The 23183-nt window shown below is 65.9% G+C and carries 23 protein-coding genes and 1 other RNA gene; 15 read left to right on the forward strand and 9 right to left on the reverse strand.

Features of this window, described 5'->3' with window-relative positions; translation table 11 throughout:
• Positions 1 to 13 precede the first annotated feature (13 nt).
• The 8 genes from XarjCFBP7645_RS14025 to XarjCFBP7645_RS14055 all read right to left on the reverse strand — a co-directional run bounded on the left by XarjCFBP7645_RS14025 (position 14) and on the right by XarjCFBP7645_RS14055 (position 6341).
• On the reverse strand, positions 14 to 1138 hold the full coding sequence (locus tag XarjCFBP7645_RS14025) for a LacI family DNA-binding transcriptional regulator (RefSeq protein WP_104538023.1): 1125 nt from the start codon (positions 1136 to 1138) through the stop codon (positions 14 to 16).
• 142 nt (positions 1139 to 1280) lie between these two features.
• Positions 1281 to 2114, reverse strand: coding sequence for a transporter (locus tag XarjCFBP7645_RS14030; RefSeq protein ID WP_429001470.1), 834 nt, complete (start codon positions 2112 to 2114; stop codon positions 1281 to 1283).
• 249 nt (positions 2115 to 2363) lie between these two features.
• Positions 2364 to 3101, reverse strand: coding sequence for a DUF2058 domain-containing protein (locus XarjCFBP7645_RS14035; RefSeq protein ID WP_343125444.1), 738 nt, complete (start codon positions 3099 to 3101; stop codon positions 2364 to 2366).
• Between the two features lie 18 nt (positions 3102 to 3119).
• Positions 3120 to 3356: a SlyX family protein gene (locus XarjCFBP7645_RS14040; RefSeq protein ID WP_005988457.1), complete on the reverse strand. Its 237-nt coding sequence runs from the start codon at positions 3354 to 3356 to the stop codon at positions 3120 to 3122.
• Positions 3349 to 4698 carry a UDP-glucose dehydrogenase family protein gene (locus XarjCFBP7645_RS14045; protein ID WP_047125002.1) on the reverse strand — a complete coding sequence of 450 codons (1350 nt, stop codon included), beginning with the start codon at positions 4696 to 4698 and terminating at the stop codon, positions 3349 to 3351. Before XarjCFBP7645_RS14045 ends, XarjCFBP7645_RS14040 begins: the two co-directional genes overlap by 8 nt.
• A 24-nt stretch (positions 4699 to 4722) precedes the next feature.
• Positions 4723 to 5634 carry an FKBP-type peptidyl-prolyl cis-trans isomerase gene (locus tag XarjCFBP7645_RS14050; RefSeq protein ID WP_258079590.1) on the reverse strand — a complete coding sequence of 304 codons (912 nt, stop codon included), beginning with the start codon at positions 5632 to 5634 and terminating at the stop codon, positions 4723 to 4725.
• Positions 5564 to 5749, reverse strand: coding sequence for a hypothetical protein (locus XarjCFBP7645_RS21970; RefSeq protein ID WP_258079593.1), 186 nt, complete (start codon positions 5747 to 5749; stop codon positions 5564 to 5566). Before XarjCFBP7645_RS21970 ends, XarjCFBP7645_RS14050 begins: the two co-directional genes overlap by 71 nt.
• A 34-nt stretch (positions 5750 to 5783) precedes the next feature.
• Positions 5784 to 6341, reverse strand: coding sequence for a glutathione peroxidase (locus XarjCFBP7645_RS14055; RefSeq protein ID WP_104538026.1), 558 nt, complete (start codon positions 6339 to 6341; stop codon positions 5784 to 5786).
• A gap of 135 nt (positions 6342 to 6476) precedes the next feature.
• Between XarjCFBP7645_RS14055 and XarjCFBP7645_RS14060 the strand changes: the two genes are divergently transcribed.
• From XarjCFBP7645_RS14060 to XarjCFBP7645_RS14090, 7 genes are all read left to right on the forward strand, one after another.
• A complete protein-coding gene (locus tag XarjCFBP7645_RS14060; RefSeq protein WP_104538027.1) occupies positions 6477 to 6725 on the forward strand; it encodes a hypothetical protein in 249 nt (82 codons plus the stop codon).
• Between the two features lie 2 nt (positions 6726 to 6727).
• A complete protein-coding gene (locus XarjCFBP7645_RS14065) occupies positions 6728 to 7090 on the forward strand; it encodes a GntR family transcriptional regulator (protein ID WP_003483692.1) in 363 nt (120 codons plus the stop codon).
• Positions 7087 to 7962 carry an ABC transporter ATP-binding protein gene (locus XarjCFBP7645_RS14070; RefSeq protein ID WP_016901534.1) on the forward strand — a complete coding sequence of 292 codons (876 nt, stop codon included), beginning with the start codon at positions 7087 to 7089 and terminating at the stop codon, positions 7960 to 7962. Before XarjCFBP7645_RS14065 ends, XarjCFBP7645_RS14070 begins: the two co-directional genes overlap by 4 nt.
• Positions 7959 to 8945, forward strand: a complete 987-nt coding sequence (locus XarjCFBP7645_RS14075) for an ABC transporter permease (protein ID WP_104538028.1) — start codon at positions 7959 to 7961, stop codon at positions 8943 to 8945. The genes XarjCFBP7645_RS14070 and XarjCFBP7645_RS14075 overlap by 4 nt, the downstream gene beginning before the upstream one ends.
• Positions 8946 to 8955: 10 nt before the next feature.
• On the forward strand, positions 8956 to 9780 hold the full coding sequence (locus tag XarjCFBP7645_RS14080; RefSeq protein WP_104538029.1) for a DUF4097 family beta strand repeat-containing protein: 825 nt from the start codon (positions 8956 to 8958) through the stop codon (positions 9778 to 9780).
• A gap of 34 nt (positions 9781 to 9814) precedes the next feature.
• Positions 9815 to 10345: a hypothetical protein gene (locus tag XarjCFBP7645_RS14085; RefSeq protein WP_104538030.1), complete on the forward strand. Its 531-nt coding sequence runs from the start codon at positions 9815 to 9817 to the stop codon at positions 10343 to 10345.
• Between the two features lie 204 nt (positions 10346 to 10549).
• A complete protein-coding gene (locus XarjCFBP7645_RS14090; RefSeq protein WP_104538031.1) occupies positions 10550 to 10972 on the forward strand; it encodes a hypothetical protein in 423 nt (140 codons plus the stop codon).
• Positions 10973 to 11091: 119 nt separating this feature from the next.
• On the opposite strand, the gene XarjCFBP7645_RS14095 is transcribed toward XarjCFBP7645_RS14090, so the two are convergent.
• A complete protein-coding gene (locus XarjCFBP7645_RS14095; protein WP_104538032.1) occupies positions 11092 to 12498 on the reverse strand; it encodes a class II fumarate hydratase in 1407 nt (468 codons plus the stop codon).
• A 289-nt stretch (positions 12499 to 12787) separates the two neighbouring features.
• Here XarjCFBP7645_RS14095 and XarjCFBP7645_RS14100 point away from each other — a divergent pair, with 289 nt between their 5' ends.
• From XarjCFBP7645_RS14100 to sucB, 8 genes are all read left to right on the forward strand, one after another.
• Positions 12788 to 14110 (forward strand): hemolysin family protein, encoded by a 1323-nt coding sequence (locus XarjCFBP7645_RS14100; protein ID WP_104538033.1) that lies wholly within the window; start codon positions 12788 to 12790, stop codon positions 14108 to 14110.
• Positions 14111 to 14146: 36 nt separating this feature from the next.
• Positions 14147 to 15514 (forward strand): adenylosuccinate lyase, encoded by a 1368-nt coding sequence (gene purB, locus XarjCFBP7645_RS14105; protein WP_104538034.1) that lies wholly within the window; start codon positions 14147 to 14149, stop codon positions 15512 to 15514.
• 58 nt (positions 15515 to 15572) lie between these two features.
• A complete protein-coding gene (locus XarjCFBP7645_RS14110) occupies positions 15573 to 16205 on the forward strand; it encodes a DUF3060 domain-containing protein (protein ID WP_104538035.1) in 633 nt (210 codons plus the stop codon).
• A 138-nt stretch (positions 16206 to 16343) separates the two neighbouring features.
• Positions 16344 to 16421, forward strand: a non-coding RNA gene (locus tag XarjCFBP7645_RS14115) — sX9 sRNA.
• A 58-nt stretch (positions 16422 to 16479) separates the two neighbouring features.
• Complete coding sequence (locus XarjCFBP7645_RS14120; RefSeq protein WP_104538036.1) at positions 16480 to 17985, forward strand: cupin domain-containing protein; 1506 nt, start codon at positions 16480 to 16482, stop codon at positions 17983 to 17985.
• A complete protein-coding gene (locus tag XarjCFBP7645_RS14125) occupies positions 17982 to 18911 on the forward strand; it encodes a GNAT family N-acetyltransferase (protein ID WP_104538037.1) in 930 nt (309 codons plus the stop codon). Before XarjCFBP7645_RS14120 ends, XarjCFBP7645_RS14125 begins: the two co-directional genes overlap by 4 nt.
• Positions 18912 to 19091: 180 nt before the next feature.
• The gene (locus XarjCFBP7645_RS14130) at positions 19092 to 21911 is read left to right on the forward strand and encodes a 2-oxoglutarate dehydrogenase E1 component (RefSeq protein WP_104538038.1); all 2820 of its coding nucleotides are present in this window, start codon (positions 19092 to 19094) and stop codon (positions 21909 to 21911) included.
• Positions 21912 to 21953: 42 nt separating this feature from the next.
• On the forward strand, positions 21954 to 23168 hold the full coding sequence (gene sucB, locus XarjCFBP7645_RS14135; RefSeq protein WP_104538039.1) for a dihydrolipoyllysine-residue succinyltransferase: 1215 nt from the start codon (positions 21954 to 21956) through the stop codon (positions 23166 to 23168).
• Positions 23169 to 23183 lie beyond the last annotated feature (15 nt).

A 23183-nucleotide genomic window follows, 5' to 3' on the forward strand; every position in this document is an offset into this window, starting at 1 on the left:
AGGAGTTGCCTGGTCAGCGGCCTGAGGCCTTGGTGGGGGAATCGCTGGGGGAGTGAAGCGGAACGACGGAGCTTGACGCGCTGGCGCTACTGGCGCGGATCTTCAATTCGACTGCGGCGGTCAGGCGTTGCGATGCAAGGGCGGGACTGCCGATACGCTGCAACACCAGTTGCGCAGCCTGGCGGCCACGCGCACGCGGATCTGCGGCCAGGGTGGTCAGCGCGGGCGTAAACAGCGCGGCTTCGGCGATATCGTCGAAGCCGGTCACCGCGAAGTCGCGCCCCGGCACGATGCCATGCATCGCCAGCGCCGCCATCAGGCCCAATGCGACGCTGTCGTTGTAGCAGACCGCCGCAGTTGCGCGATCGTGCTCGGCGCTATCCAACATGCGACCGGCGCACAGTGCAGCATCCTGCCGGTTCGGTGCGGATTCGACGTAGTGCACGACCAGACCGGCATCGGCCATCGCGCGCGCGTAACCGGCGCGGCGTTGCCGGCAGGAACTGGACTGGGCGTGGCCACCGAAGAACACGATGCGCCGATGGCCCTGCGCGATCAGGTGCGCGCAGGCAAGCAACGCGCCCTGCTCGTTGTCCAGCGCCAGCAGATCCCAGCCCGCGCCTTCCACCTCGCGGTTGAACAACACCACGTTGTGTTGACGCCCCAGCACCTGGGTCAGTGCCTGCGCCTGGCTGCCTTCGGCCGGCGACAGGATGATGCCGGCAGGCGTGTGCTCCATCAGCGAGGTCAGTACTGCCTGCTGGCGCTGCGTCGATTCGCCGGTGCTGCCGAGCAGGGTCACATAACCGGCCGCGCCCAGCGCCTCGTCCACGCCTGCAGCGAATTCGGCAAAGAACGGGTTGGACAGATCGTTGATGACCAGCGCGATGCTGGATGACGTACGGCGGCGCAGATTGGCCGCAGCACGGTTGTAGACGTAATGCTGCCGATCCAGTTCGGCTTCCACGCGCGCGCGCGTGGCCGCATGCACCAGCGGGCTGCCGCGCAGCACCAACGACACGGTCGCGCGCGACACGCCGATGGCGGCGGCGATATCGCGCAAGGTCACTGCGCCACGTCCGCTGCGGCGCGCGTCGCCGTCCTCTGGAGCGGAGGGCGGCGGCTTGGCACGCGTCACGTTGCCGACCTAGCAATGAAAAAAGTGCGCATGCGTCAGGCGTCGATTGGATCGATCCAATTAGGCCTTGTCCGCGCGCCCAATGCATGCGGCAGTGCAGCATGCGTAGCAACTGCGTTCAACTACTGCCCTTCCATCCCCATCATTGAAAAGCGATCGACAGGCCGATCCCGCCCTGCCAGTCCGGGCTCTCCGAGGTCAGCCCGCGCAGCACCGAGATATCCAGTTGCATCGCATACGGCAACTGCCAGGCACCGCCGGCACCGGCCACGCGCGAGTGCTCGCTGCCGGTGTCGAAGCCTGCTTCCACGTAGCTGCTGAAATGCCCGCCGGAAAAGAACGTGTAATTGGGCGAGAAGGTCCAGGTATGCCCGTCGCTGTCGCGCGCGTAGTTGACGTACAGCGCCAGTGCACGCTGCTGGGCCAGATCCCAGGACGCGGTCACGCCGAGTTCGCGCGCATAGCCATCACTGAAGGCGGGGCTGCCGGTCGGCACGCTGTAGCTGCCGAGCGCAGCCCAATGAAAGTTGTCCGACTGCGACGGCAATGCCACTTTCAAGCCGATATGGCTATCGCCTCCGCCACGCACATGTTCACCACCACCGTGCTGCCAGTTGTAGCTGTCGCTCCCGACCTGCAGCTCCACGTTCTGGAACAGACCCAGGCGCAGCACCGTATCGGCGGTGTACTGCGTGACTCGCTGCCCGTCGCTGCGATCGGTACTCGCATCCGGCAGGCCCTGCTCCCAGGCAAACACGCCGGGCTGCAGCACTTCGGCGGCAAATGGAATACCGGGACGGTCGAACGCCGGTGCGTCCTCCGTCTGTGCAGCGGCCTGCTGACTCACCACGCATAACGCGAGCACGACCGCGGCGGGCACCAGGGCGCAAGTGGGCTGCAAACCCGAAGCACCACGTGCGGTGGACGCAATCGACGCAATGGCACAGGACTTCAACACTTTCGACAACATGGACATACGCGGCACCATCGGCAGGAAGTGAGCGGCAACGCAGTGGACACCATGTCCGGATGCGTCGGCCAGTAACGCGGCGATGGTGCCGCGCGCGCCGTGACCGGCCCGTGTATCGCCGGCGGTAGGTTTGCCGCATAGTTCAAACCGAAGGTGCGCAATTCACGATTCAAGCACGCAACACACAGGGCAACGCACCCAAAGAACATGGGCACCCATCAGGTGCCCATGTGCCAACAAACACTACACGCAGCGTTACCAGACCAGGTCGTCGGGCACCTGGTACTGGGGATCGGCATACGGGTCTTCGCCTGCCGGCGCATTCGGGTCCACCTTCAATGCTACCGATGGCGCAAATACCGCTTCCGCCTCGGCCAGTACCTCGGCAGTCACCAACAGGTAACGGCCATTGAGCTGCAGCACGCCCAGCTCGCCGGCATTAAGCGCCTTGAGCTGATCGGCGGTCACATAGATACGTTTGATCTTGCCGCCATACGGAAAATGCCGGGCGATATCGGCATCGGCATGATTCAGCCCCTTGTCCTTGAGCAGTTCTTCGAGTTTGGTCTTGGCTTCGCGACGCAGGCGTGCTTCTTCCTGCTTGAGCCGCTCGGCTTCGATGCGCTCGTCCTTCTCGCGTTGCGCGCGGATCGCATAGGCCTTGGCCAGGTCGATATCCTCACGCGTGCGTGCCGGCCTGGGGCCGCGACGGTCGGCGGTGGACTGCTGCGGACGTGCAGCCGCTGCCGGCTTGCCATCGTTGCGACGCTCCGGCCTGCGGTCGTTCTTGCGCTCGTCCTTGCCGTCGGTCGCCGCAGCGGCATGCGGCCGCTGCGGTCCCCTGCCCTGGCCGCCCGGCTTGTTGCCGCCGGGCGCAGGCCTGCCACCGTTGCCATGTTGACGCGCGGCAGGCCGTGCGTCGGGTTTGCGTTCGGGCTTGGGTGCGGACTTGAAGCCCAACCCAAGCAACTGGTCACGTAAGGTATCGCTCATGGCGGTGGCAATCTGCAATCAATAATGCGGAGGCGGCGGTTCATCCGCAGCGTCGGCAAACAACGTGGAGCGCACCTTGCCCAGATCCTCGAGCAGGTGGCGGATCAGTTCGGCATTGCGGGCGCCCGTCAAACGGGCGTCCGCAAGTGCTTCACTCAGTTCATTGAGCGCCTGCTCCTGAAAGGACAGGCGCGTTTCCAGTTCAACCAACCGCGCGTCCAGTGCCTGGTCGCGCGGCGAGAGTTGCTCATGCATGTAACGAACGGCCTCGTCCGATGGCGTAGTAGGCCAGACCTGCGGCCTCGATTTCCTGCGGATCGTAAAGGTTGCGGCCGTCGAACACGACGTCGTCCTTCAAGGCCTGCTTGATCTTGCCGAAATCCGGGCTGCGGAACTGCTTCCACTCGGTGACCACGACCAGGGCGTCGGCGCCTTCCAGTGCGGCAAATGCCTCGTCGCAGAAGGTCAGATCGTCGCGCTCGCCGAAGATGCGCTTGGCTTCATGGGTTGCTTCCGGGTCGTAGGCACGCACGGTGGCACCGGCCTCCCACAACTGCTCCATCAAACGGCGGCTGGACGCGGCACGCATGTCGTCGGTATTGGGCTTGAATGCCAGGCCCCACACCGCGAAGGTCTTGCCGGCAATGCTTCCGGTGCCCTCAGCGCCGTAATGACGCTGCACCAATTCGAACAGGTGCCCCTTCTGCGCGTTGTTGACGCTTTCCACCGCGTTGAGCAGGGTCGGCTCCATGCCGTACTGCTCTGCGGTCTTGGCCAGTGCCTGCACATCCTTCGGGAAGCACGAGCCGCCATAACCGGCGCCGGGATAGATGAAGTGCCAGCCGATGCGCGGATCCGAACCGATCCCGTTACGCACGTGCTCGACGTCCGCACCGACACGCTCGGCAATATTGGCGATCTCGTTCATGAAACTGATCTTGGTCGCCAGCATTGCGTTGGCCGCGTACTTGGTCAGCTCGGCCGAACGCACGTCCATCTCCACGATGCGATCGCGGTTGCGGTTGAACGGCGCATACAGACGACGCATGCGGGCAATGGCCGCCGGCTTCTTGGCGCCGATCACGATGCGATCCGGACGCATGCAGTCGGCCACGGCGTCGCCTTCCTTGAGGAACTCGGGGTTGGAGACCACATCGAACTCATGGTCCAGGCCGCGTGCGTCCAGCTCTTCCTGGATCGCAGCGCGCACCTTGTCGGCGGTGCCGACCGGCACGGTGGACTTGTTGACGACCACCGACGGGCCATCGATATGCCGACCGACGGTGCGCGCAACCGCCAGCACGTACTGCAGGTCGGCACTGCCGTCCTCGTCCGGCGGCGTGCCCACGGCGATGAAGGTGATTTCGCCGTGCGCAATCGCCTCGGCCGCATCGGTGGTGAAGCGCAACCGGCCAGAGGCATGGTTGGCCTTCACCATCGGCTCCAGGCCGGGTTCATAGATGGGAATCACCCCACGATTGAGACCATCAACTTTCGCCTGGTCGATATCCACGCAGATAACGTGATGACCTACTTCCGCCAGACAGGTACCGGTGACAAGACCAACATAGCCGGTACCAAAGATCGCAACTCGCATGGGTGGGGGTACTCCTGTGGGGGATCAGGGAAGGATACCCATCAGTTCGACATCGAACGTCAACGTTGCGTCTGGTCCGATCGGCCCCCCCTGCGTGCCGTTCGGGCCATAGGCCAAGTTGGATGGAATCCAGAAACGATATTTCGAACCGACCGGCATCAATGCGACGCCCTCGGTCCAACCAGCAATGACTTGATTCAGACCGAACTCGGCCGGCTGGCCGCGCTGGTAGGAGCTGTCGAACACCTGCCCGTTGAGCAGCTTGCCTTCGTAGTTCACGCGCACCGTATTGGTGGGCATCGGACGCTCGCCGCTGCCCTGGCGCAGCACCGTGTACTGCAGGCCCGACGCGGTGGTGATCACGCCCTTCTCGGTCTTGTTCTTGGCCAGGAAGGCATTGCCTTCCTGGCGATTCTTGGCGCCGGCAGCGCCCTGCTTGGCAGAGGCAAACGCCTGCATGGTGGCAGCGGCTTCCTGCTGGGTCAGACGCGTGGTGCCCTTGGCGAACACGGTCCGCACCGCTTCCATCAGGATCGACAGATCGATCTCGTCCTTGATACCGGCCAGCGACGGACCGACCGCGCGATCGCCGAGCATCAGGCCGACATTTTCCTTGGACGGCGCGGCCGGCGCGCTACCTGGCGCCATGCCCGGGACCTGCTGACCGTTACGCGCCGCCAGCGCGGTGCGCAATGCGGTGTCGGTGGCCTGGGTCTGTTCGTCGGACAACAGCGGCTTGCCGCCCTTGAATGCATTCTCGATGGCGCGTTGCAGCGCGCTTACATCGATGTCCTGGGCAATCGGCTCGAACGAACGTGCCACATCCATACCGATGGCGTAGCTGACGTTGTCGCGCGTGCTCTTCTCAGACGATGCATTCAAAACTGGCTTCTCCTTGGTGGCCGCTGCGGCCGGTTGCTGCGACATCGCCGGCATCGATGCCGACACTGCCACCATCAGTAGCGACGCCGCCGCGCCGCGCTTTCCCATCTTCATTCGATGCACTTCCCGAAAGTGAAAAGACACGCCGACGCCGGCGCTGAATGCGCATTGTCGCATGCGCACGCGAGCTTGCGAGCGCGCGCTCAGCGCGACGGCGCGCTGAGCGCGCGTTCGATTGCCGCCAACACGCGCGGATCGTCCGGTTTGATCTTGCTGGGGAACTGCGCCACCACGCGTCCATTGCGACCGATCAGATACTTGTGGAAGTTCCAGCCCGGCGCCACACCGGTGGCCTGGGTCAGGCGCTGATACAGCGGCGTGGCCTGCGCACCCAGCACATGCACCTTCTCAAACATCGGGAACTTGACGCCATAGGTCAGCGTGCAGAATTCCTGGATCTGCTTCTCAGATCCTGGTTCCTGCCCCTGGAAATCGTTGGACGGAAAGCCCAGCACCGAGAAGCCGCGGCTGCCGAAGCGCTGATTCAGCCCCTCCAGCCCTTCGTACTGCGGCGTGTAGCCGCACTTGCTGGCGGTATTGACCACCATCAGCACCTTGCCGCCGTAGGTACGGTTCAGGTTGATCGGCGCCTTGCCGGCCAGCGGCCGGTAGTCCAGATCCAGCAGCGGCGCATCGGCGGCCAGCGCCGAGACGGAGAAAAAGCCAGCAAATACAACGACCAGCAGACGCTTGAGCAACATGAGCGATCCCTTTCGGTTGGTTCCGGCCACCCAACGACGCGGGGGTGCCATCAGTTGGGTATGACAGGCAGTTGACTGCCTGCGTGTCGGTGTTATAGTTGAATACAACACCAGTCATCCAACGCAGGGGAAAGCATGAACAGCACACGCTTCACGCGACCAGCTCCACTGCTGCTGTTCGGCAGCGCCCTGTTCGCCATTGGTTGCCTGGGAGCCGCTTCCAGTCAGGTCACGGAATCCGGCGCCGATTATGGCGTGTCGGAGGCGGTTACGGAAAACGCGACAACTCCCCCCGAGGCGCGCAACCGGCCCAGCCGGCACCTGCGCACCTCGCTGTCGATGCCCTATTTCTCCTTCGCGCAGGTTCTGCGCCCACGGAGCTGACCATGAACGACATCCAATGGAGCGACGGCGCTCCCATCTACCGCCAACTCAAGGAACGGGTGATTGCCATGATGCTCGATGGAATCCTCAAGCCGGGCGATGCCCTGCCCTCGGTACGCCAGGTGGCGGCCGACTACCAACTCAACCCGATCACCGTCTCGCGTGCCTACCAGGAACTGGCCGACGAGAACCTGGTGGAGAAACGCCGCGGCCTGGGCATGTTCATGACCCCGGAGGCCGCACAGAAATTGCGCGGCAGCGAGCGCGAGCGTTTCCTGAATGAAGAATGGCCCGCGGTGCTGGAACGCATCCAGCGCCTGGGACTGTCCATCGACGATCTGTTGCCACAGGGAAAAACACCATGACCGCCGTCTCCTCCGACCATGTGGTCGACGCACGTGGCCTGCGCAAGGCTTACAAGCACCGGCTCGCGCTGGACAACACCAGCTTCACCATCGCCGCCGGGCGCATCGTCGGCCTGATCGGCCCCAACGGCGCCGGCAAGACCACCGCGCTCAAGGCGGTGCTGGGGCTGACCGATTTCGACGGCGAACTGAGCGTGCTCGGCATGGATCCGCGCACCCAGCGCAACGCACTGATGAACGAGGTCTGCTTCATCGCCGACGTGGCGGTGCTGCCGCGCTGGCTGCGGGTCGGCGAGGCGATCGACTTCGTCGCCGGCGTACATCCGCGCTTTGATCGCGCCAAGTGCGAGCGCTTCCTGGCCAATACGCAGCTCAACCGCAAGTCGCGGGTGCGCGAGCTGTCCAAGGGCATGATCGTGCAGCTGCACCTGGCGCTGGTGATGGCCATCGATGCCCGCATCCTGGTGCTGGACGAGCCCACCCTGGGCCTGGACATCCTGTATCGCAAGCAGTTCTACCAGCGCCTGCTAGAGGACTACTTCGACGAGCAGAAGACCATCATCGTCACCACCCACCAGGTCGAAGAGATCGAACACATCCTCACCGATGTGATGTTCATCCGCGACGGCCGCATCGTGCTGACCGCCGACATGGAGAACGTGGCCGAGCGTTACACCGAAGTGCTGGTGGGTGCCGAGCATCTCGACGCCGCCCGAGGCCTGCAGCCGATCGACGAGCGCAGCCTGCCGTTCGGCAAGACCGTGATGCTGTTCGATGGCGTGCCCAAAGCGCAGCTCGCCCGTTTTGGCGAAACCCGCAATCCCGGCCTTGCCGACCTGTTCGTTGCGGTCATGAAGGGGACCTACGCATGAATGCACTCACCCACCAAGCTTCTCCCGCACGCACGTTCGGCTGGCTGCTCAAACGCGAGTACTGGGAACACCGTGGCGGTTTCGTCTGGGCACAGATCATCACCGGCGGCATCGCGGTGTTCTTCGCGCTGCTGGGCGCGGTGATCGGCGCGATCAGCGCGCGTCGCAACATGATCGGCGACAGCATCACGATGGACGATCTGGCCGAATACACGCGCACCCTGGGCCAGGTCGGCGACGGCCTGCTGCTCGGCGGTATCGGCATCGCCTCGGTGGTGCTGGCGTTTGTGGTGTTCTTCTATTCGCTGGGCAGCCTGTACGACGACCGCCGCGACCGCAGCGTGCTGTTCTGGAAATCGCTGCCGGTGTCCGATGTGCAGACGGTGCTGTCCAAGGCCGCCTGGGCGCTGTTGCTGGCGCCGCTGATCGCCATCGCGATCGGCGTGCTGGTCGGCCTGGCGCTATGGCTGATCGCCATCGTTGGCGCCTCGATCGCCGGCGTCCCCAGCCCCTGGGCCCTGGCGACCCATTCGCACCCGTTCTCGTTGCTGTGGCTGTTGCTGAAGACCGTGCCGATGAGTTTGCTGTGGGCGTTGCCGACGGTGGGCTGGCTGATGTTCTGCTCGGCCTGGGCCACCAGCAAGCCGTTCCTGTGGGCGGTGCTGTTCCCGCTGCTGGCCTGCGTGATGCTGAGCATCCTCTCGGCGATGCCGGGCATCTCGCTGCCGATCGGCTGGATCTGGTACATCGTCGGCTACCGCGGCCTGCTCAGCGCCCTGCCCGGCACCTGGTCGCCGCGTGCGGTCAGCGGCAACCTCGACAGCAGCGCGATGCAGAACCCCAGCGACCTGGTGCAGTGGGCGCTGCAGCACACCGACAGCGCGCGGGTCTACGGCAATCCGGACATCTGGATCGGCGCTGCAATCGGCGTTGTCCTGATCGCCGCCTCCATCTACCTGCGCCGTCGGCGCTCCGAAGCCTGAAGGACATCCCATGCATCGTCTGCTGAGTCTGGCCATCCTGTTCGCCTTGCCCGGCGCTGCGTTTGCCGAGGAGCAATGCAAATTCTCCGAACCGCGCAGCCTGGAGTTGAAACTGGGTGGAGTGAAGTCGGTGCTGTTCGAGGTCGCCTCCAACGATCTGCATCTGGACGCCGCGCCGGGCAACGGCGGGCGTCTGAGCGGCCGCGCCTGCGCAGCCAGGGCCGATCTGCTCAAGGGCCTGACCGTCACCCAGAAGCGTGTCGGCGACAAGCTGGTGGTGACGCTGGCCGATGACCGCCCGCTGCGCATCTCCATCGGCGACAGCTACGCGTACCTGGACCTGCGCGGCAGCGTGCCCGACGCGCTCCTGATGCAGTTCGACGTGGGCTCCGGCGACGCCGAGATCAGCGGCGCTGCCGCGGTGAGTGCCGATGTCGGTTCCGGCGACATGACCATCCGCCGCACCAGGGGCCGGGTCACCACCAAGGTCGGTTCCGGCGATATCGAGCTGGAACAGATGGGGTCGCTGCGCGTGCTGGCGGTCGGCTCGGGCGATCTCAAGGCCAGGCAGGTGCATGGCGCGGCCGAGCTCGGCAAGGTCGGTTCGGGCGACGTCAAGCTGCGCGGCGTTGCGGGCAACGTCAAGCTCGGCACGATTGGCTCCGGCGATGTCGACATCGAGGATGTGCAGGGCGATGTGGGCGTGGAAGCGGTCAACTCCGGCGCCCTGAGCGTGCACAAGGTGCGCGGCGACGTCAGCGTCGCGCGCAAGGGCAGCGGCGATATCGACGTCAGCGACGTTGCCGGCAACACCCGCATGCCGACCGACGACTGACCACTGCATTGACCATTCGAGAGGGGGACGGCTGATGAAACTGTTGATTTGTGCGGCATTGGTGGGCGCGCTGCTGGTCGGTTGCGGCAAGTCCGAACCCACGGTCATTGTATCGGGCAAGACCAACGCGAGCGGGGCGACCTTCAACGGCAAGCGTGTGACGCTCAACCGTGACGGCCTGCCTGCCGCCACCATCGGTGCGGATGGCGCGCTCAGCATCGCTGGCAAGCCGGTGAGCCTGAACGATGCGCAGCGGCAGGCGATGCGCGGTTTCTACGTGCAGATTCAGGGCGTCGCCGAAAAAGGCATCGACATCGGCACGCAGGGCGCGGCGTTCGGTGCGCACGCCGCCGGCGAAGCGCTCAAGGGTGTGTTCAGCGGCAACACCGACCAGATCGGCGACAAGATCGAGGCGCAGGCGGAAACCTTCAAACACAAGGCGATGCAGATCTGCGATCAGTTGGCCAAGCTACGCAACGCGCAGGACGCCGCCGCGCATCTGGTGCCGGCATTTGCGCCGTACTCGACGCTTACCCAGCACGATGTCGACGACTGCCGCAAGTAAGCGTGGCCTGGATCGCCGCTGCGCCCTCATCGACGGGCGCAGCGGCTGATCGGAACCGGAGGGACCGTCACGCCGATTGCTGCGCGCACGCCAGGCACCCGATGCCGCCTGCGACAGCTTGTCAGCCGGGCCATGTGCCGCAGGCACCGATCGGCTGGTCGGAGCGGGATTACACTAGTGCACCCCTCCGAACCCAGCGACCCCATGAACAAGTTCGTGATGCTCTGCATGGCGCTTCTGCTATGCGCCCTGACCGCCTGTGGCGACCAGTCGTCGCGGCGCGCCGAACGCGGCAAGCCGCGCGTTGCCATCACCACTCAGTCGGTGATGATCCGCCGCCCACCGGCGGCCAATGCGGAAATCACCCCGGACGGCACGCTGAAGATCGACGATATCGCGCTGCCGCAAAAGGAGCCGACGCGCGCCAAGTTGCAGCTGCTGTTCGGGCACCTGCAGATGCTGCGCCAGCAGGCAGTCAACGAGGCTGGCGCGGATCCGGAATACAAGTCGATCAAGCTGACCGCAACGCCACAGATCCAGCAGCTCAGCGGCGAATTGCTAAATGAGATCCCGTCGCTGCAGCCGTACCGCGAGAGCTTCGGCAACGTGCAGGCCGAGCGGCACTGAGTCCTGGCGAAGCCGAGGATTCGCGCAAAGCCGTGTAGGAGCGCACCTGGGCGCGACGGGGCTTTATCGACAACGCCCGTCGCGCCCAGGTGCGCTCCTACGCACGCACACTGCGGTGGTCAGCCGCCGCCGCCACTGCTGCCGGCCTGGATGCCACCACGCGTCAACGCAGCAGGATCCAGCAAACGGCGCAGATCCGCTTCGCTGAGCCCGCTGTCTTCCAGCGCCACGTCCAGCACCGGGCGCTGTTCCTTGTAGGCACGCTTGGCGATCGCTGCCGCCTTCTCATAACCGATGATCGGGTTGAGCGCGGTGACCAGGATCGGATTGCGGTCCAGCGCCTCGCGCACGCGCTCCTGGCGCACCTTCAACCCGGCAATCGCGCTATCGGCCAGCAACCGCGCCACATTGCCCAGCAACGTGATCGAATCCAGCAGGTTGTAGGCGATCAACGGCAGCGTCACGTTCAACTGGAAGTTGCCGGTCTGCCCGGCCACGGTGGTCGCGGTGTGGTGGCCGATCACCTGCGCACAGGCCATCACCGTGGCTTCGGGAATCACCGGGTTGACCTTGCCCGGCATGATCGAACTGCCCGGCTGCAGCGCCGGCAACTCGATCTCGCCCAGCCCGGCCAGGGGGCCGGCATTCATCCAGCGCAGATCGTTGGCGATCTTGATCAATGCCACGGCCAGCGCGTTGAGCTGACCGGACAACTCCACCGCATCGTCCTGTGCGGCCAGGCCTTCGAACTTGTTGTCCGCACTTTCGAACTTGAACTTGCTCGTGCCCGACAAGGCCTTGGCCACCTTGCCGCCGAAACGCGGATCTGCGTTGATGCCGGTGCCGATCGCCGTGCCGCCCAGCGGCAACCGGCGTAGGCGCTTGAGGGAATCGTCGATGCGCTCCTGCGCCGAACTCAGCTGCGCCGACCACGCACCGAATTCCTGGCCGAAGGTCAGCGGCATCGCGTCCATCAGATGCGTGCGTCCGGTCTTGACGACCTTGTCCAGCCCCTTGGCGCGCTTGTCGATGGTCTTGCGCAGATGCTTGAGCGCCGGCTGCAGGTGTTCCTGAACTGCAAGCAGTGCGGACACCCGGATCGCGGTGGGGACCACGTCGTTGGAACTCTGCCCGAGATTGACGTGATCGTTCGGATGCACCGCGTCCTTGCCGGCACGCGTAGCCAGCGTGGCGATCACCTCGTTGGCATTCATGTTGGACGAGGTGCCCGAGCCGGTCTGATAGACGTCGATCGGGAACTGCGCGTCATATGTGCCGTCGGCGACCTGCAACGCCGCCTCCTGCACGGCCTTGCCGATCGACTTGGGCAACAACCCGAGCTCGGCATTGACACCGGCCGCAGCGGCCTTGATCAGCCCCAGCGCGCGGATGAATCCGCGCGGCATCGGCTGGCCGGACACCGGAAAATTCTGCACGGCACGCTGGGTCTGCGCGCCCCACAAGGCATCGGCAGGCACCTGCAGTTCGCCCATGCTGTCGTGTTCGGTCCTGAAACGTTCGCTCATCTGCACTCTCCGCACATGGTTGGTTTGTGGTGATGGATGGCTGGCAGCGGGCGCACCCACGCTGGCGAGGCTGCCTACGATACTCGCTCGCGGCGTTGCGACCGTGTCGTCGCAAACGGTGGGCTAGACTGCCCATTGATCCATACGAGGTACCACGCCGCCATGGGCGACGACCCTGACTGTAGAAACGCCTCGTTTGCGTCTTTCTCCCTCGCACACCGCCCCGGCACTGACGCGCAGCGGCTGACACGCAGCGTGACCGCTGTTACGCAGCACGGAGGCCGACGCCATGGTGGGTAACGTGCTGCTGTTGTTGGTCGCACTGCTGCTGGTGCTGTTGAACGGCTTCTTCGTTGCTGCCGAGTTCGCGCTGGTCAAGCTGCGACATACGCAGGCGGTGGGCCTGGCGCAGAACAACGGGTGGCGTGGACGTTTATTGCTCGGGGTGCATGCGCATCTGGATGCCTATCTGTCGGCGTGCCAGCTCGGCATCACCCTGGCCTCGCTCGGCCTGGGCTGGGTCGGCGAGCCGGCCTTTGCGCATCTGCTGCAGCCGCTGTTCGACAGCGCCGGCCTGGCGCCCGAAGCGGCGCAGTTCACCGCACTGGCGATCGCCTTCAGCCTGGTCTCGTTCCTGCACATCGTGCTGGGCGAGCTGGCGCCCAAGACCATGGCGATCCGCCGCCCGGAGCGGATGTCGCTGTGGACCGCCGCGCCGCTCTACGTGTTCTATTGGCTGATGTATCCGGCGATCTGGGTGCTCAACACCAGCGCCAACCGCCTGCTGCGCGTGCTGGGCTGGGGCGATGTGGAACATCAATCGCATCGCTATTCGCGCGAAGAACTGATGCTCATCGTCGGCCGCCAGGATCCCAACGCGGCCACGCCCGATCACGGGCTGGCCCTGATGAGCCACGCGCTGGAACTGCCCGACCTGGTCGCCGGCGACCTGATGCGCCCGCGCGAGCACCTGCGCAGCCTGCGCGAAGGCATGACGCTGGAATCGGTGCTGGCCGAGTTCAGCGAGTCGCGCTACAGCCGCTACCCGTGGTTCGACGCCGATGGCGAGCAGGTGCTGGGCATCCTGCATACCAAGGATCTGCTGGTGGCGATGGCACGCAGCCAGGACCTGGACGATCTGCGCCCGTTGCTGCGTCCGCCCACCCTGCTGCCGCTGGAAACCCCGATTCCCAGCGCGCTGGAACAGTTCCGTACCGGCACCACCCATCTGGCGCTGTGCGTGGAGGACGAGGGACGCATCCTGGGATTCTTCACCCTGGAAGACCTGCTGGAGGTGGTGGTCGGCGAGATCGAGGACGAGCACCGCCACGTGGTGCGCGATGCCCCGGTCCGCAGCCAGGACGGCTCGCTGCTGGTGGCCGGCAGCACCTCTATCTTCCGCCTGGAACGCCTGCTGGGCCGGGACCTGAGCGCGCCGGACCACGTCAATTCGGTCGGCGGGCTGATCGTGCACCGGTTGCAGCGGCTGCCCGAAGAGGGCGAGACCCTGGAGCTGGACGGCCATGCACTGACGGTGCGGCGCATGGCCGGCCACCGCATCCAGGCGATCACGGTGCGGCCGATCGGCGAAGCCGGCGCCGGGGCGGCGTAGAATACGCACCCCCGCCAGCCTCCCAGTGCCCTGCCCATGTCGGATTCCGCCCTGCTCGCCCTGTCCCCGCTCGACGGTCGCTACGCTTCCAAAGTGGATGCGCTGCGCCCGATCTTCTCCGAATACGGCCTGATCAAGGCACGGGTCAAGGTCGAGATCGAATGGCTGCTGGCGCTGGCCGCCGAGCCGGGTATCGCCGAGCTGGCGCCGTTCTCGGCGGCCGCTACCCAGACCCTGCGCCGTCTGGCCGACGACTTCAGCGTCAGCGACGCGGCGCGGGTCAAGCAGATCGAGCGCACCACCAACCACGACGTCAAGGCGGTGGAGTACTTCATCAAGGAGCAGCTCAAGGACGATGCCGAGCTGGGCCCGGCGCTGGAATTCGTGCATTTCGCCTGCACCAGCGAAGACATCAACAACCTCAGCTACGGCCTGATGCTGGAACAGGCGCGCCGCGAGGTGCTGCTGCCGACGCTGGACGGCATCACCGCCAGCCTGCGCACGCTCGCCCATGCCCAGGCCGGCCAGCCGATGCTGTCGCGCACGCACGGCCAGACCGCCTCGCCCACCACGCTGGGCAAGGAAATCGCCAACGTGGTCGCGCGCCTGGAGCGTCAGCGCAAGCAGATCGCCGCGGTCGAACTGACCGGCAAGATCAACGGCGCGGTCGGCAACTACAACGCGCACCTGGTGTCGTACCCGGAGCTGGACTGGGCCGCGTTCGCGCAGCGCTTCGTCGAAAGCCTGGGCCTGGTGTTCAACCCCTACACCACCCAGATCGAGCCGCACGACAACGTGGCCGAAATCGGCGACGCCAGCCGCCGCGTCAACACCATCCTGATCGACCTGGCGCGCGACATCTGGGGCTACATCTCGCTGGGCTACTTCAAGCAGAAGCTCAAGGAAGGCGAAGTCGGCTCTTCGACCATGCCGCACAAGGTCAACCCGATCGACTTCGAAAACGCCGAAGGCAATTTCGGCATCGCCAATGCACTGTTCGAGCATTTTTCCGCCAAGCTGCCGATCAGCCGCTGGCAGCGCGACCTGACCGATTCCACCGTGCTGCGCGCGCTGGGCACCGCGTTCGGTCATACCCAGGTCGCGCTGGATTCGCTGGCCAAGGGCCTGGGCAAGCTGACCGTCAATCCCGAGCGTCTGGATGCCGATCTGGATGCGGCCTGGGAAGTGCTGGCCGAAGCCGTGCAGACGGTGATGCGTCGCCACGGCCTGCCCAACCCGTACGAACAGCTCAAGGCGCTGACCCGCGGCCAGGGCATCACCGCCGCGTCCATGCAGGCCTTTGTGGAAAGCCTGCAATTGCCGGAGCAGGACAAGCAGCGCCTGCGCGCGCTGACGCCGGGCGCCTACACCGGGCTGGCCGAACAGCTGGCGCGCGCCATCTAAGCGGCGGCATCTAACGCCCGTTATCACGCCCTTGTATCCAGCTGTCAGTAGTATTGCCATGGCATTGCGCTCGCTGCTGTCTGTCTCCCTGCTTGCGTCGGTGGCTTGCGGATTGCTGGCCTGCGGGAAGCAGGCCGCTCCCGACTCGCACCCCGACGCTGCCGCTGCCGCGCCGCAAGCGCCGGCCGGCGCGTCGATCGCACCGGTGCCGTCGGTGCCGTCTGTCCCGTCTGTCCCGAGCCTGGACGGCGCCACCCAGGCCGCCAGTACCGGCGAGCGGCCGACACTGATGATCACCTCGACCGGCGGCACGGTCAGCTGCGAGGGGCATAACGTCGACCTGACCGGCCAGAACGCCAATCTGGTCCTCAAGGGCGCCTGCGGCACGGTCGCCGTGCTGGGGCAGCATGCGATCGTGCACATCGAGCACGCCGAGGCAGTGCGCCTGGTCGGCGACGATGCCCAGCTCACCCTCGCTGGCGATGCCAGGACCGTCGAAGTGTTGAGCCGCGCCTCCATGCTCAAGGCCGGTCGCATCGACACCCTGCTGGTGCCTGGCGACGACAATCAGGTACAGGTGCAGGCGATCGCCTCCGCCACGCTGCACGGCCGCGGCAACCGCATCACCCAGCAATCCGGCAACGCCGTGCTCAACGACTACGGCAGCGACAATCAGATCTCCACCCGCTGACCCGCCGCCGGCATCCCCAGGTCATCGGAGGCCCGTAGGTGCACTGAAACCTTCGCGACACCCCCACCCAAGGCGTCGTACGGCGGGCTGGACCACTGCACCGCCGTCAGGCGGGCGCGGCCGGTGCTCGGAATCGGCATGTATCACTCGTACACTGCGGTTCTGAGCGCGCCGTCCCACCACCTGACGACCGCTGGCTACGTTGTTTTGTTAGCCGCTCCAAGCCACTTCGCCGGCCGCACCGTGCCGGCCCTCCAGTCGGACCCGTGACACCATGAAAAAAACCCCCGCAAAAAAGATCGTCGCCAGGAAAGGCGCGCCACTGCCCTTCGAGATCCACGCCACCCGCGACCAGCCGCTGGGCATGCCGGTCGAGCGCTTCCTGCGCAACTACTGGCACAAGCACCCGCTGCTGATCCGCAACGCGTTTGCGGACTTCCAGTCCCCGCTGCAGCCCGAAGACCTGGCCGGCCTGGCTTGCGAAGACGGCGTGCTGGCACGCCTGATCAGCCACGACCGTGCCACGGACGACTGGACCGTGCGCACCGGCCCGTTCCAGGAAGCCGACTTCCCCGGCCTGCCCGACCATGACTGGACCCTGCTGGTGCAGGACGTGGACAAGTGGGACGCCGACGTACGCGTGCTGCTGGAACAGTTCCGCTTCCTGCCGCGCTGGCGTATCGACGACATCATGATCAGTTTCGCCGCCACCGGCGGCTCGGTCGGCGCGCATGTCGACCATTACGACGTGTTCCTGCTGCAGGGCCATGGCCGCCGCCGCTGGCAGATCGACGCGCGCGCGCAGCAAGGCCGCAGGGCCGCGCCGCTGGCGTTCCGCGACGATGTCGAGCTCAAGCTGTTGCGCGACTTCAAGCCCACCCACGACTGGGTGCTGGCTCCGGGCGACATGCTGTACCTGCCGCCGCTGGTGCCGCACCACGGCGTGGCCGAAGACGCCTGCCTGACCTTCTCCATCGGTACCCGCGCGCCGTCCTCGGCCGAGCTGATCGGCGACTATCTGGACACCTTGATCGCCGATGCCGACGAGGCGGTGCGCTATCACGACGAAGACCTCAAGGTGCCGGCCGATCCTTACGAGATCGACGTTACCGCGATGAACCGCGCGGTCGAAGCGCTCAATGCCTTGCGCATGAACGACCCGGATCGCCTGGGTGACTGGTTCGGTCGCTTCATGACCACCTACCGCGCCTCGGGCGATGTGGTGCCGGCGCCCGAACCGATCCCCCGCGAGGCGGTCGAGCAGGCCCTGGACGAAGGCGTCCTGCTGCACCGTCACCCCTGGTCGCGGCTGGCCTGGCGGCGCGCCAAGCGTGGCGCCACCCTGTTCTGCAGCGGCCTGGAATTCGCGCTGTCGGCCAAGGATGCCGCACGGCTGGCCGCGGCCGAAGAGATCGACGGCGCGCTGTATACGCAGCTGTCCAACCGTGGCCGCGAGGTGGTGCTGGAGCTGCTGGCGCAGGGCCATTACCAGCGCGCCCACGAGGACGCGGAAGACGACGTCGAGGACATCGACGACGACCAGGCCCACGTCCTGAGTCTGTCGGACGACCATGACGACGCCGAGGCCGACACGCCGGATGCGGACGATGAGATCGACGCCGAGGCCGACGTCGAGCAGGTCGCCGATGCCGCGGACGGCCCGGCCCAGGCCGACGAGGCCGAACACGGCGAGGATGCCGACCAGGACGACGACAGCGGGCTGGCCGACGACGGCGCGGCATCGGACACTGGCGACGACGGGTCCGACCAGCGCGCATGAGTTCCCAGGCCGGGCTGCAGATCGTTTCGCTGGAGGCGGCGTCCGACGCCGCAGCCCTGCGTGCGCTGCGCCTGGCCTGCAGCACCGGCAGCACCGAGGACAGCGCTGCCGACTGGGACGCCCTGGACCCGCTCAGCCTGCACCTGGCGCTGCGCAACGAGGACGGCCAGTTGGTCGGCTCGGTGCGGCTGACGGCGGATCGGCGCATCGACCGGCTCGGCGTGCTGCCGGGCTGGCGCCGCCGCGGCCTGGCCGACCGGTTGCTCGCAGCCGCCGTCGCCACCGCACAACAACGCGGCTGGCCCGGCCTGCAAACCCGCGTGAACACAGACGCCGAGGCCGTGTTTGCACGCCTGGGCTTCCTGCCGGACACCTCTTCCGACCGGCACCCCGCTCGCGCCGCAACGGCGGGCGATCGCCCGGGCAGGCCCCTGCACCGCCGTCTCGACGGCCCGATGGCGGTGGACGACCTGCGCGCGGCCCTGGCCGCCACCACCGGGCTGCTGTGCGCCGCACGCCGCCAGGTGCTGATCTATACGCGGGCACTGGATCCACCGCTGTTCGACAACCCCGCAGTGCTCGATGCGCTGCGCCGCTTTGCCACCGCCCGCCACGACAAGCGCGTGCAGGTGCTGGTGCAGGACACCGCCGCCGCGGGCGCCAACAGCAGCGCGATGCTGCGGCTGGCCCAGCGCCTGCCCAGCGTGTTCCGCTTCCGTGCGGTCAGCGATCCGGTCGATGCCAGCTACGCGTCGGCCTATGTGGTGGGTGATGACGCCTACTACTTTCGTCCAACAGGCCATCGCTTCGACGATGGCGAAACCTGGCTGTCGGGCGCGGCGCGCAGCCGCCAGCTGGAGCGCGAATTCGCGCAGATATGGGAGCGCAGCGCGCTTTGGAACGAACCGCGCGCACTCGGCATCTGAGACCGCAGCGCCCTTCGCACGTAGGCGTCAGGCGGTTGCACCTACCCGTCCGGTCAGCTGGCAGACGCCCCCTCACTAGCGCAAGGGGGTATAATTTTTCGAGATTTGAGACCGACCGACAGGGCATCTCGCCCCGCCGCTTCCGCACAATCATCCCCACAGCAGACCCGACTTACCATCGTGGATAATCTCCTAAAGCAGTTCGCACAGTCATCGCAGCTCGCCGGCGGCAACGCCGCCTATATCGAGGATCTGTACGAGCAGTACCTCGTCGCCCCGGACAGTGTTGACCCGAAGTGGAAGAGCTATTTCGATGGCTTCGAGGGTCGCGATGCCGGTGATGTACCGCACTCGGCAGCCATTGCCCACATCCTCACCGCCTCCAAGCAGGCTGCCACCGGCGCAGCGGCCAGTGACGAGCGCGAGCGCAACGTCGGCCGCCTGATCACCGCCTACCGTGCGCGTGGCCACCTCGGCGCGCAGCTCGACCCGCTCGGCCTGACCCCGCCGGTCAACCCGCCCGATCTGGACCTGCCGTTCCACAGCCTGTCGCAGGCGGATATGGACAGCGAGTTCAGCACCGGCGGCGTCGGCGGCCAGCCGCGCATGAAGCTGAAGGATCTGCTGGCCCGCCTGAAGGCGACCTACGCCAGCACCATCGGCGCAGAGTTCATGCACATCCAGGAATTCGACCAGCGCCAGTGGATCTACAAGCGCCTGGAAGATGCCGGCGGCAAGATCGCCGGCGACGCGGCCAGCCGCAAGCGTACGCTGGAGCGGCTCACCGCCGCCGAAGGCCTGGAGCGCTACCTGCACACCAAGTACGTCGGCCAGAAGCGCTTCTCGCTGGAAGGCGGCGACGCGCTGATCCCGATGATGGACGAGATCATTCGCCAGTCCGGCAGCGATCAGGTCAAGGACATCGTGATCGGCATGGCCCATCGCGGCCGCCTCAACGTGCTGGTCAACACGCTGGGCAAGAACCCCCGCAAGCTGTTCGACGAGTTCGAAGGCAAGTTCGAGCACGCCCACGACGACCGCGCGCATACCGGCGACGTCAAGTACCACATGGGTTTCTCGGCCGACATCGCGGTCGGTGGCGACAAGCAGGTGCATCTGGCACTGGCCTTCAACCCCTCGCACCTGGAAATCGTCGACCCGGTCGTGGTCGGCAGCGTGCGTTCGCGTCAAGAACGCTTCGGCGATGCCGAGCGCAAGACCGTGCTGCCGATCCTGATCCACGGCGATGCCGCATTCGCCGGCCAGGGCGTGGTGATGGAGCTGTTCCAGATGTCGCAGGCGCGCGGTTTCGCCGTCGGCGGCACCGTGCACATCGTGATCAACAACCAGATCGGCTTCACCACCAGCGCCCGCGACGACGCCCGTTCCACGCTGTACTGCACCGACGTGGCCAAGATGATCGGCGCGCCGGTGTTCCACGTGAACGGCGACGACCCGGACGCGGTCATGTTCGTGTCCAAGCTGGCCTACGAGTTCCGCCAGCAGTTCAAGAAGGACGTGGTCATCGACCTGGTCTGCTACCGCCGTTGGGGCCATAACGAGGCCGACGAACCAGCAGCGACCCAGCCGGTGATGTACCAGACCATCCGCAAGCACAAGACCACCCGCGAGCTGTACGCCGCCAAGCTGGAAGGCGAGGGCCTGCTGAGCGCCGACGAGGCCAAGGCGCTGGTGGACGGTTACCGCAACAAGCTCGATTCGGGCGAATACACCACCGAGCTGGCGACACGCAAGCCGGACGAATTTGCCATCGACTGGTCCAAGTATCTGGTCGGCACCGCTGCCGATCCGGTCGACACCCGCGTCAAGCGCGAGCAGCTGGATCGTCTGGCCAAGCTGATCACCACGATCCCGGAAGGCGTCGAGCTGCATGCGCGCGTCGGCAAGATCTACGACGACCGCGTCAAGATGGCCGCCGGCGAGCAGGCCGGCGACTGGGGCTTTGCCGAAAACCTGGCCTATGCGACCTTGCTGGCCGAAGGCCACAAGCTGCGCCTGGTCGGCCAGGATGCCGGGCGCGGCACGTTCTTCCACCGTCACGCGATCCTGCACGACCAGAAGACCGACAGCTATTACCTGCCGCTGCGCCAGCTGGTGCAGAACCCCGAAGACGCCACCATCATCGACTCGCTGCTCAGCGAAGAAGCGGTGATGGGCTTCGAATACGGCTACTCCACCACCGACCCGAATGCGTTGTGCATCTGGGAAGCGCAGTTCGGTGACTTCGCCAACGGCGCGCAGGTGGTGATCGACCAGTTCATCGCCGCCGGCGAAGCCAAGTGGGGCCGCATTGCGGGCCTGTCGCTGTTCCTGCCGCACGGCTACGAAGGCCAGGGTCCGGAGCACAGCTCCGCGCGTCTGGAGCGCTTCCTGCAGCTGTGCGCGCTGGAGAACATGCTGGTCTGCGTGCCGACCACGCCGGCGCAGTGCTTCCACATGATCCGCCGCCAGATGCGCATGACCACCCGCAAGCCGCTGGTGGTGATGACGCCCAAGTCGTTGCTGCGCCACAAGCTGGCGGTATCGAGCCTGGAAGAACTGGCCGAGGGCGAGTTCCAGCATCTGATTCCAGACGCCAAGGCCGATGCCGGCAAGGTCAAGCGCGTGGTGCTGTGCTCGGGCAAGGTCTATTACGACCTGCTCGAAGACCAGACCAAGCGTGGCCAGGACGACGTCGCCATCCTGCGCGTGGAGCAGCTGTATCCGTTCCCGCGTGCGCAGCTGGCCGCCGAGCTCAAGGCCTATGCCAGCGCCACCGACGTGGTGTGGTGCCAGGAAGAACCGCAGAACCAGGGTGCGTGGTACCAGATCCGCCACCATCTGAATTTCTGCCTGGCCAGCGGTCAGAGCCTGCATTACGCCGGCCGTGCCCGTTCGCCCTCGCCTGCCGCCGGCCACATGGCCGACCACATCGCCGAGCAGCAGAAGCTGGTCGCCGATGCGCTACTCAATCCGTTCAACGACCAAGTCGCTGAATAACTCCCCTTCCCCAAAGAACGAAAACCCTAGGACGCTCCCCGAATGGCCACCGAAGTCAAAGTTCCGGTACTGCCCGAATCCGTTTCCGACGCCACCATCGCCAGCTGGCACAAGAAGGCCGGTGAAGCGGTCAAGCGCGACGAGAATCTGGTCGACCTGGAAACCGACAAGGTCGTGTTGGAAGTTCCTTCGCCGGTCGACGGCGTACTGAAGGAAATCAAGTTCGAAGCCGGCAGCACCGTCACCAGCAACCAGATCCTGGCGATCATCGAAGAAGGCGCCGTGGCTGCGGCCGCACCGGCCGACGAGAAGAAGGCCGAGGCACCGGCGCCTGCCGCTGCTGCCCCGGCCGCCGCGCCGGCCCCGGCTGCTGCCGCTGCGCCTGCCGCTGCATCCAAGTCCGCTGCCGATGCCTTGCCCCCGGGTGCGCGTTTTTCCGCAATCACCCAGGGCGTGGATCCGGTCCAGGTCGAAGGCACCGGCCGCCGTGGCGCGGTGACCAAGGAAGACATCGTCAACTTCGCCAAGGCCGGCGGGGTGGGCAAGGCGTCCGGCGCCCGTCCGGAAGAGCGCGTGCCGATGACCCGCGTGCGCAAGACCATCGCCAAGCGCCTGATGGAGTCCAAGAACTCCACCGCGATGCTGACCACCTTCAACGAGGTCAACCTCGCCAAGGTGTCGGCCGCGCGCAAGGAGCTGCAGGACGAATTCCAGAAGGCGCACGGCATCAAGCTCGGTTTCATGAGCTTCTTCGTCAAGGCCGCCGCCAACGCGCTGCAGCGCTTCCCGCTGGTCAACGCCTCGATCGACGGCGACGACATCATCTATCACGGCTACAGCGACATCTCGATTGCGGTCTCGACCGAGAAGGGCCTGGTCACGCCGGTGCTGCGTAACGTCGAGCGCCAGTCGTTCGCCGACGTCGAACAGGGCATCGCCGACTACGCCGCCAAGGCGCGCGCCGGCAAGCTGGGCCTGGACGATCTGCAGGGTGGCACCTTCACCATCACCAACGGCGGCACCTTCGGCTCGCTGCTGTCCACCCCGATCATCAACCCGCCGCAGAGCGCCATCCTGGGCATGCACGCGATCAAGGAACGTCCGATCGCCGAAAACGGCCAGGTCGTGATCGCCCCGATGATGTATCTGGCGCTGTCCTACGACCACCGCATCATCGACGGCAAGGACTCGGTGCAGTTCCTGGTCGACATCAAGAATCAGCTGGAAAACCCGGGCCGGATGTTGTTCGGTCTGTGATGAAAGCCGGGATTG

Source organism: Xanthomonas arboricola, assembly GCF_002940665.1.
Lineage (GTDB): Bacteria > Pseudomonadota > Gammaproteobacteria > Xanthomonadales > Xanthomonadaceae > Xanthomonas > Xanthomonas arboricola_B.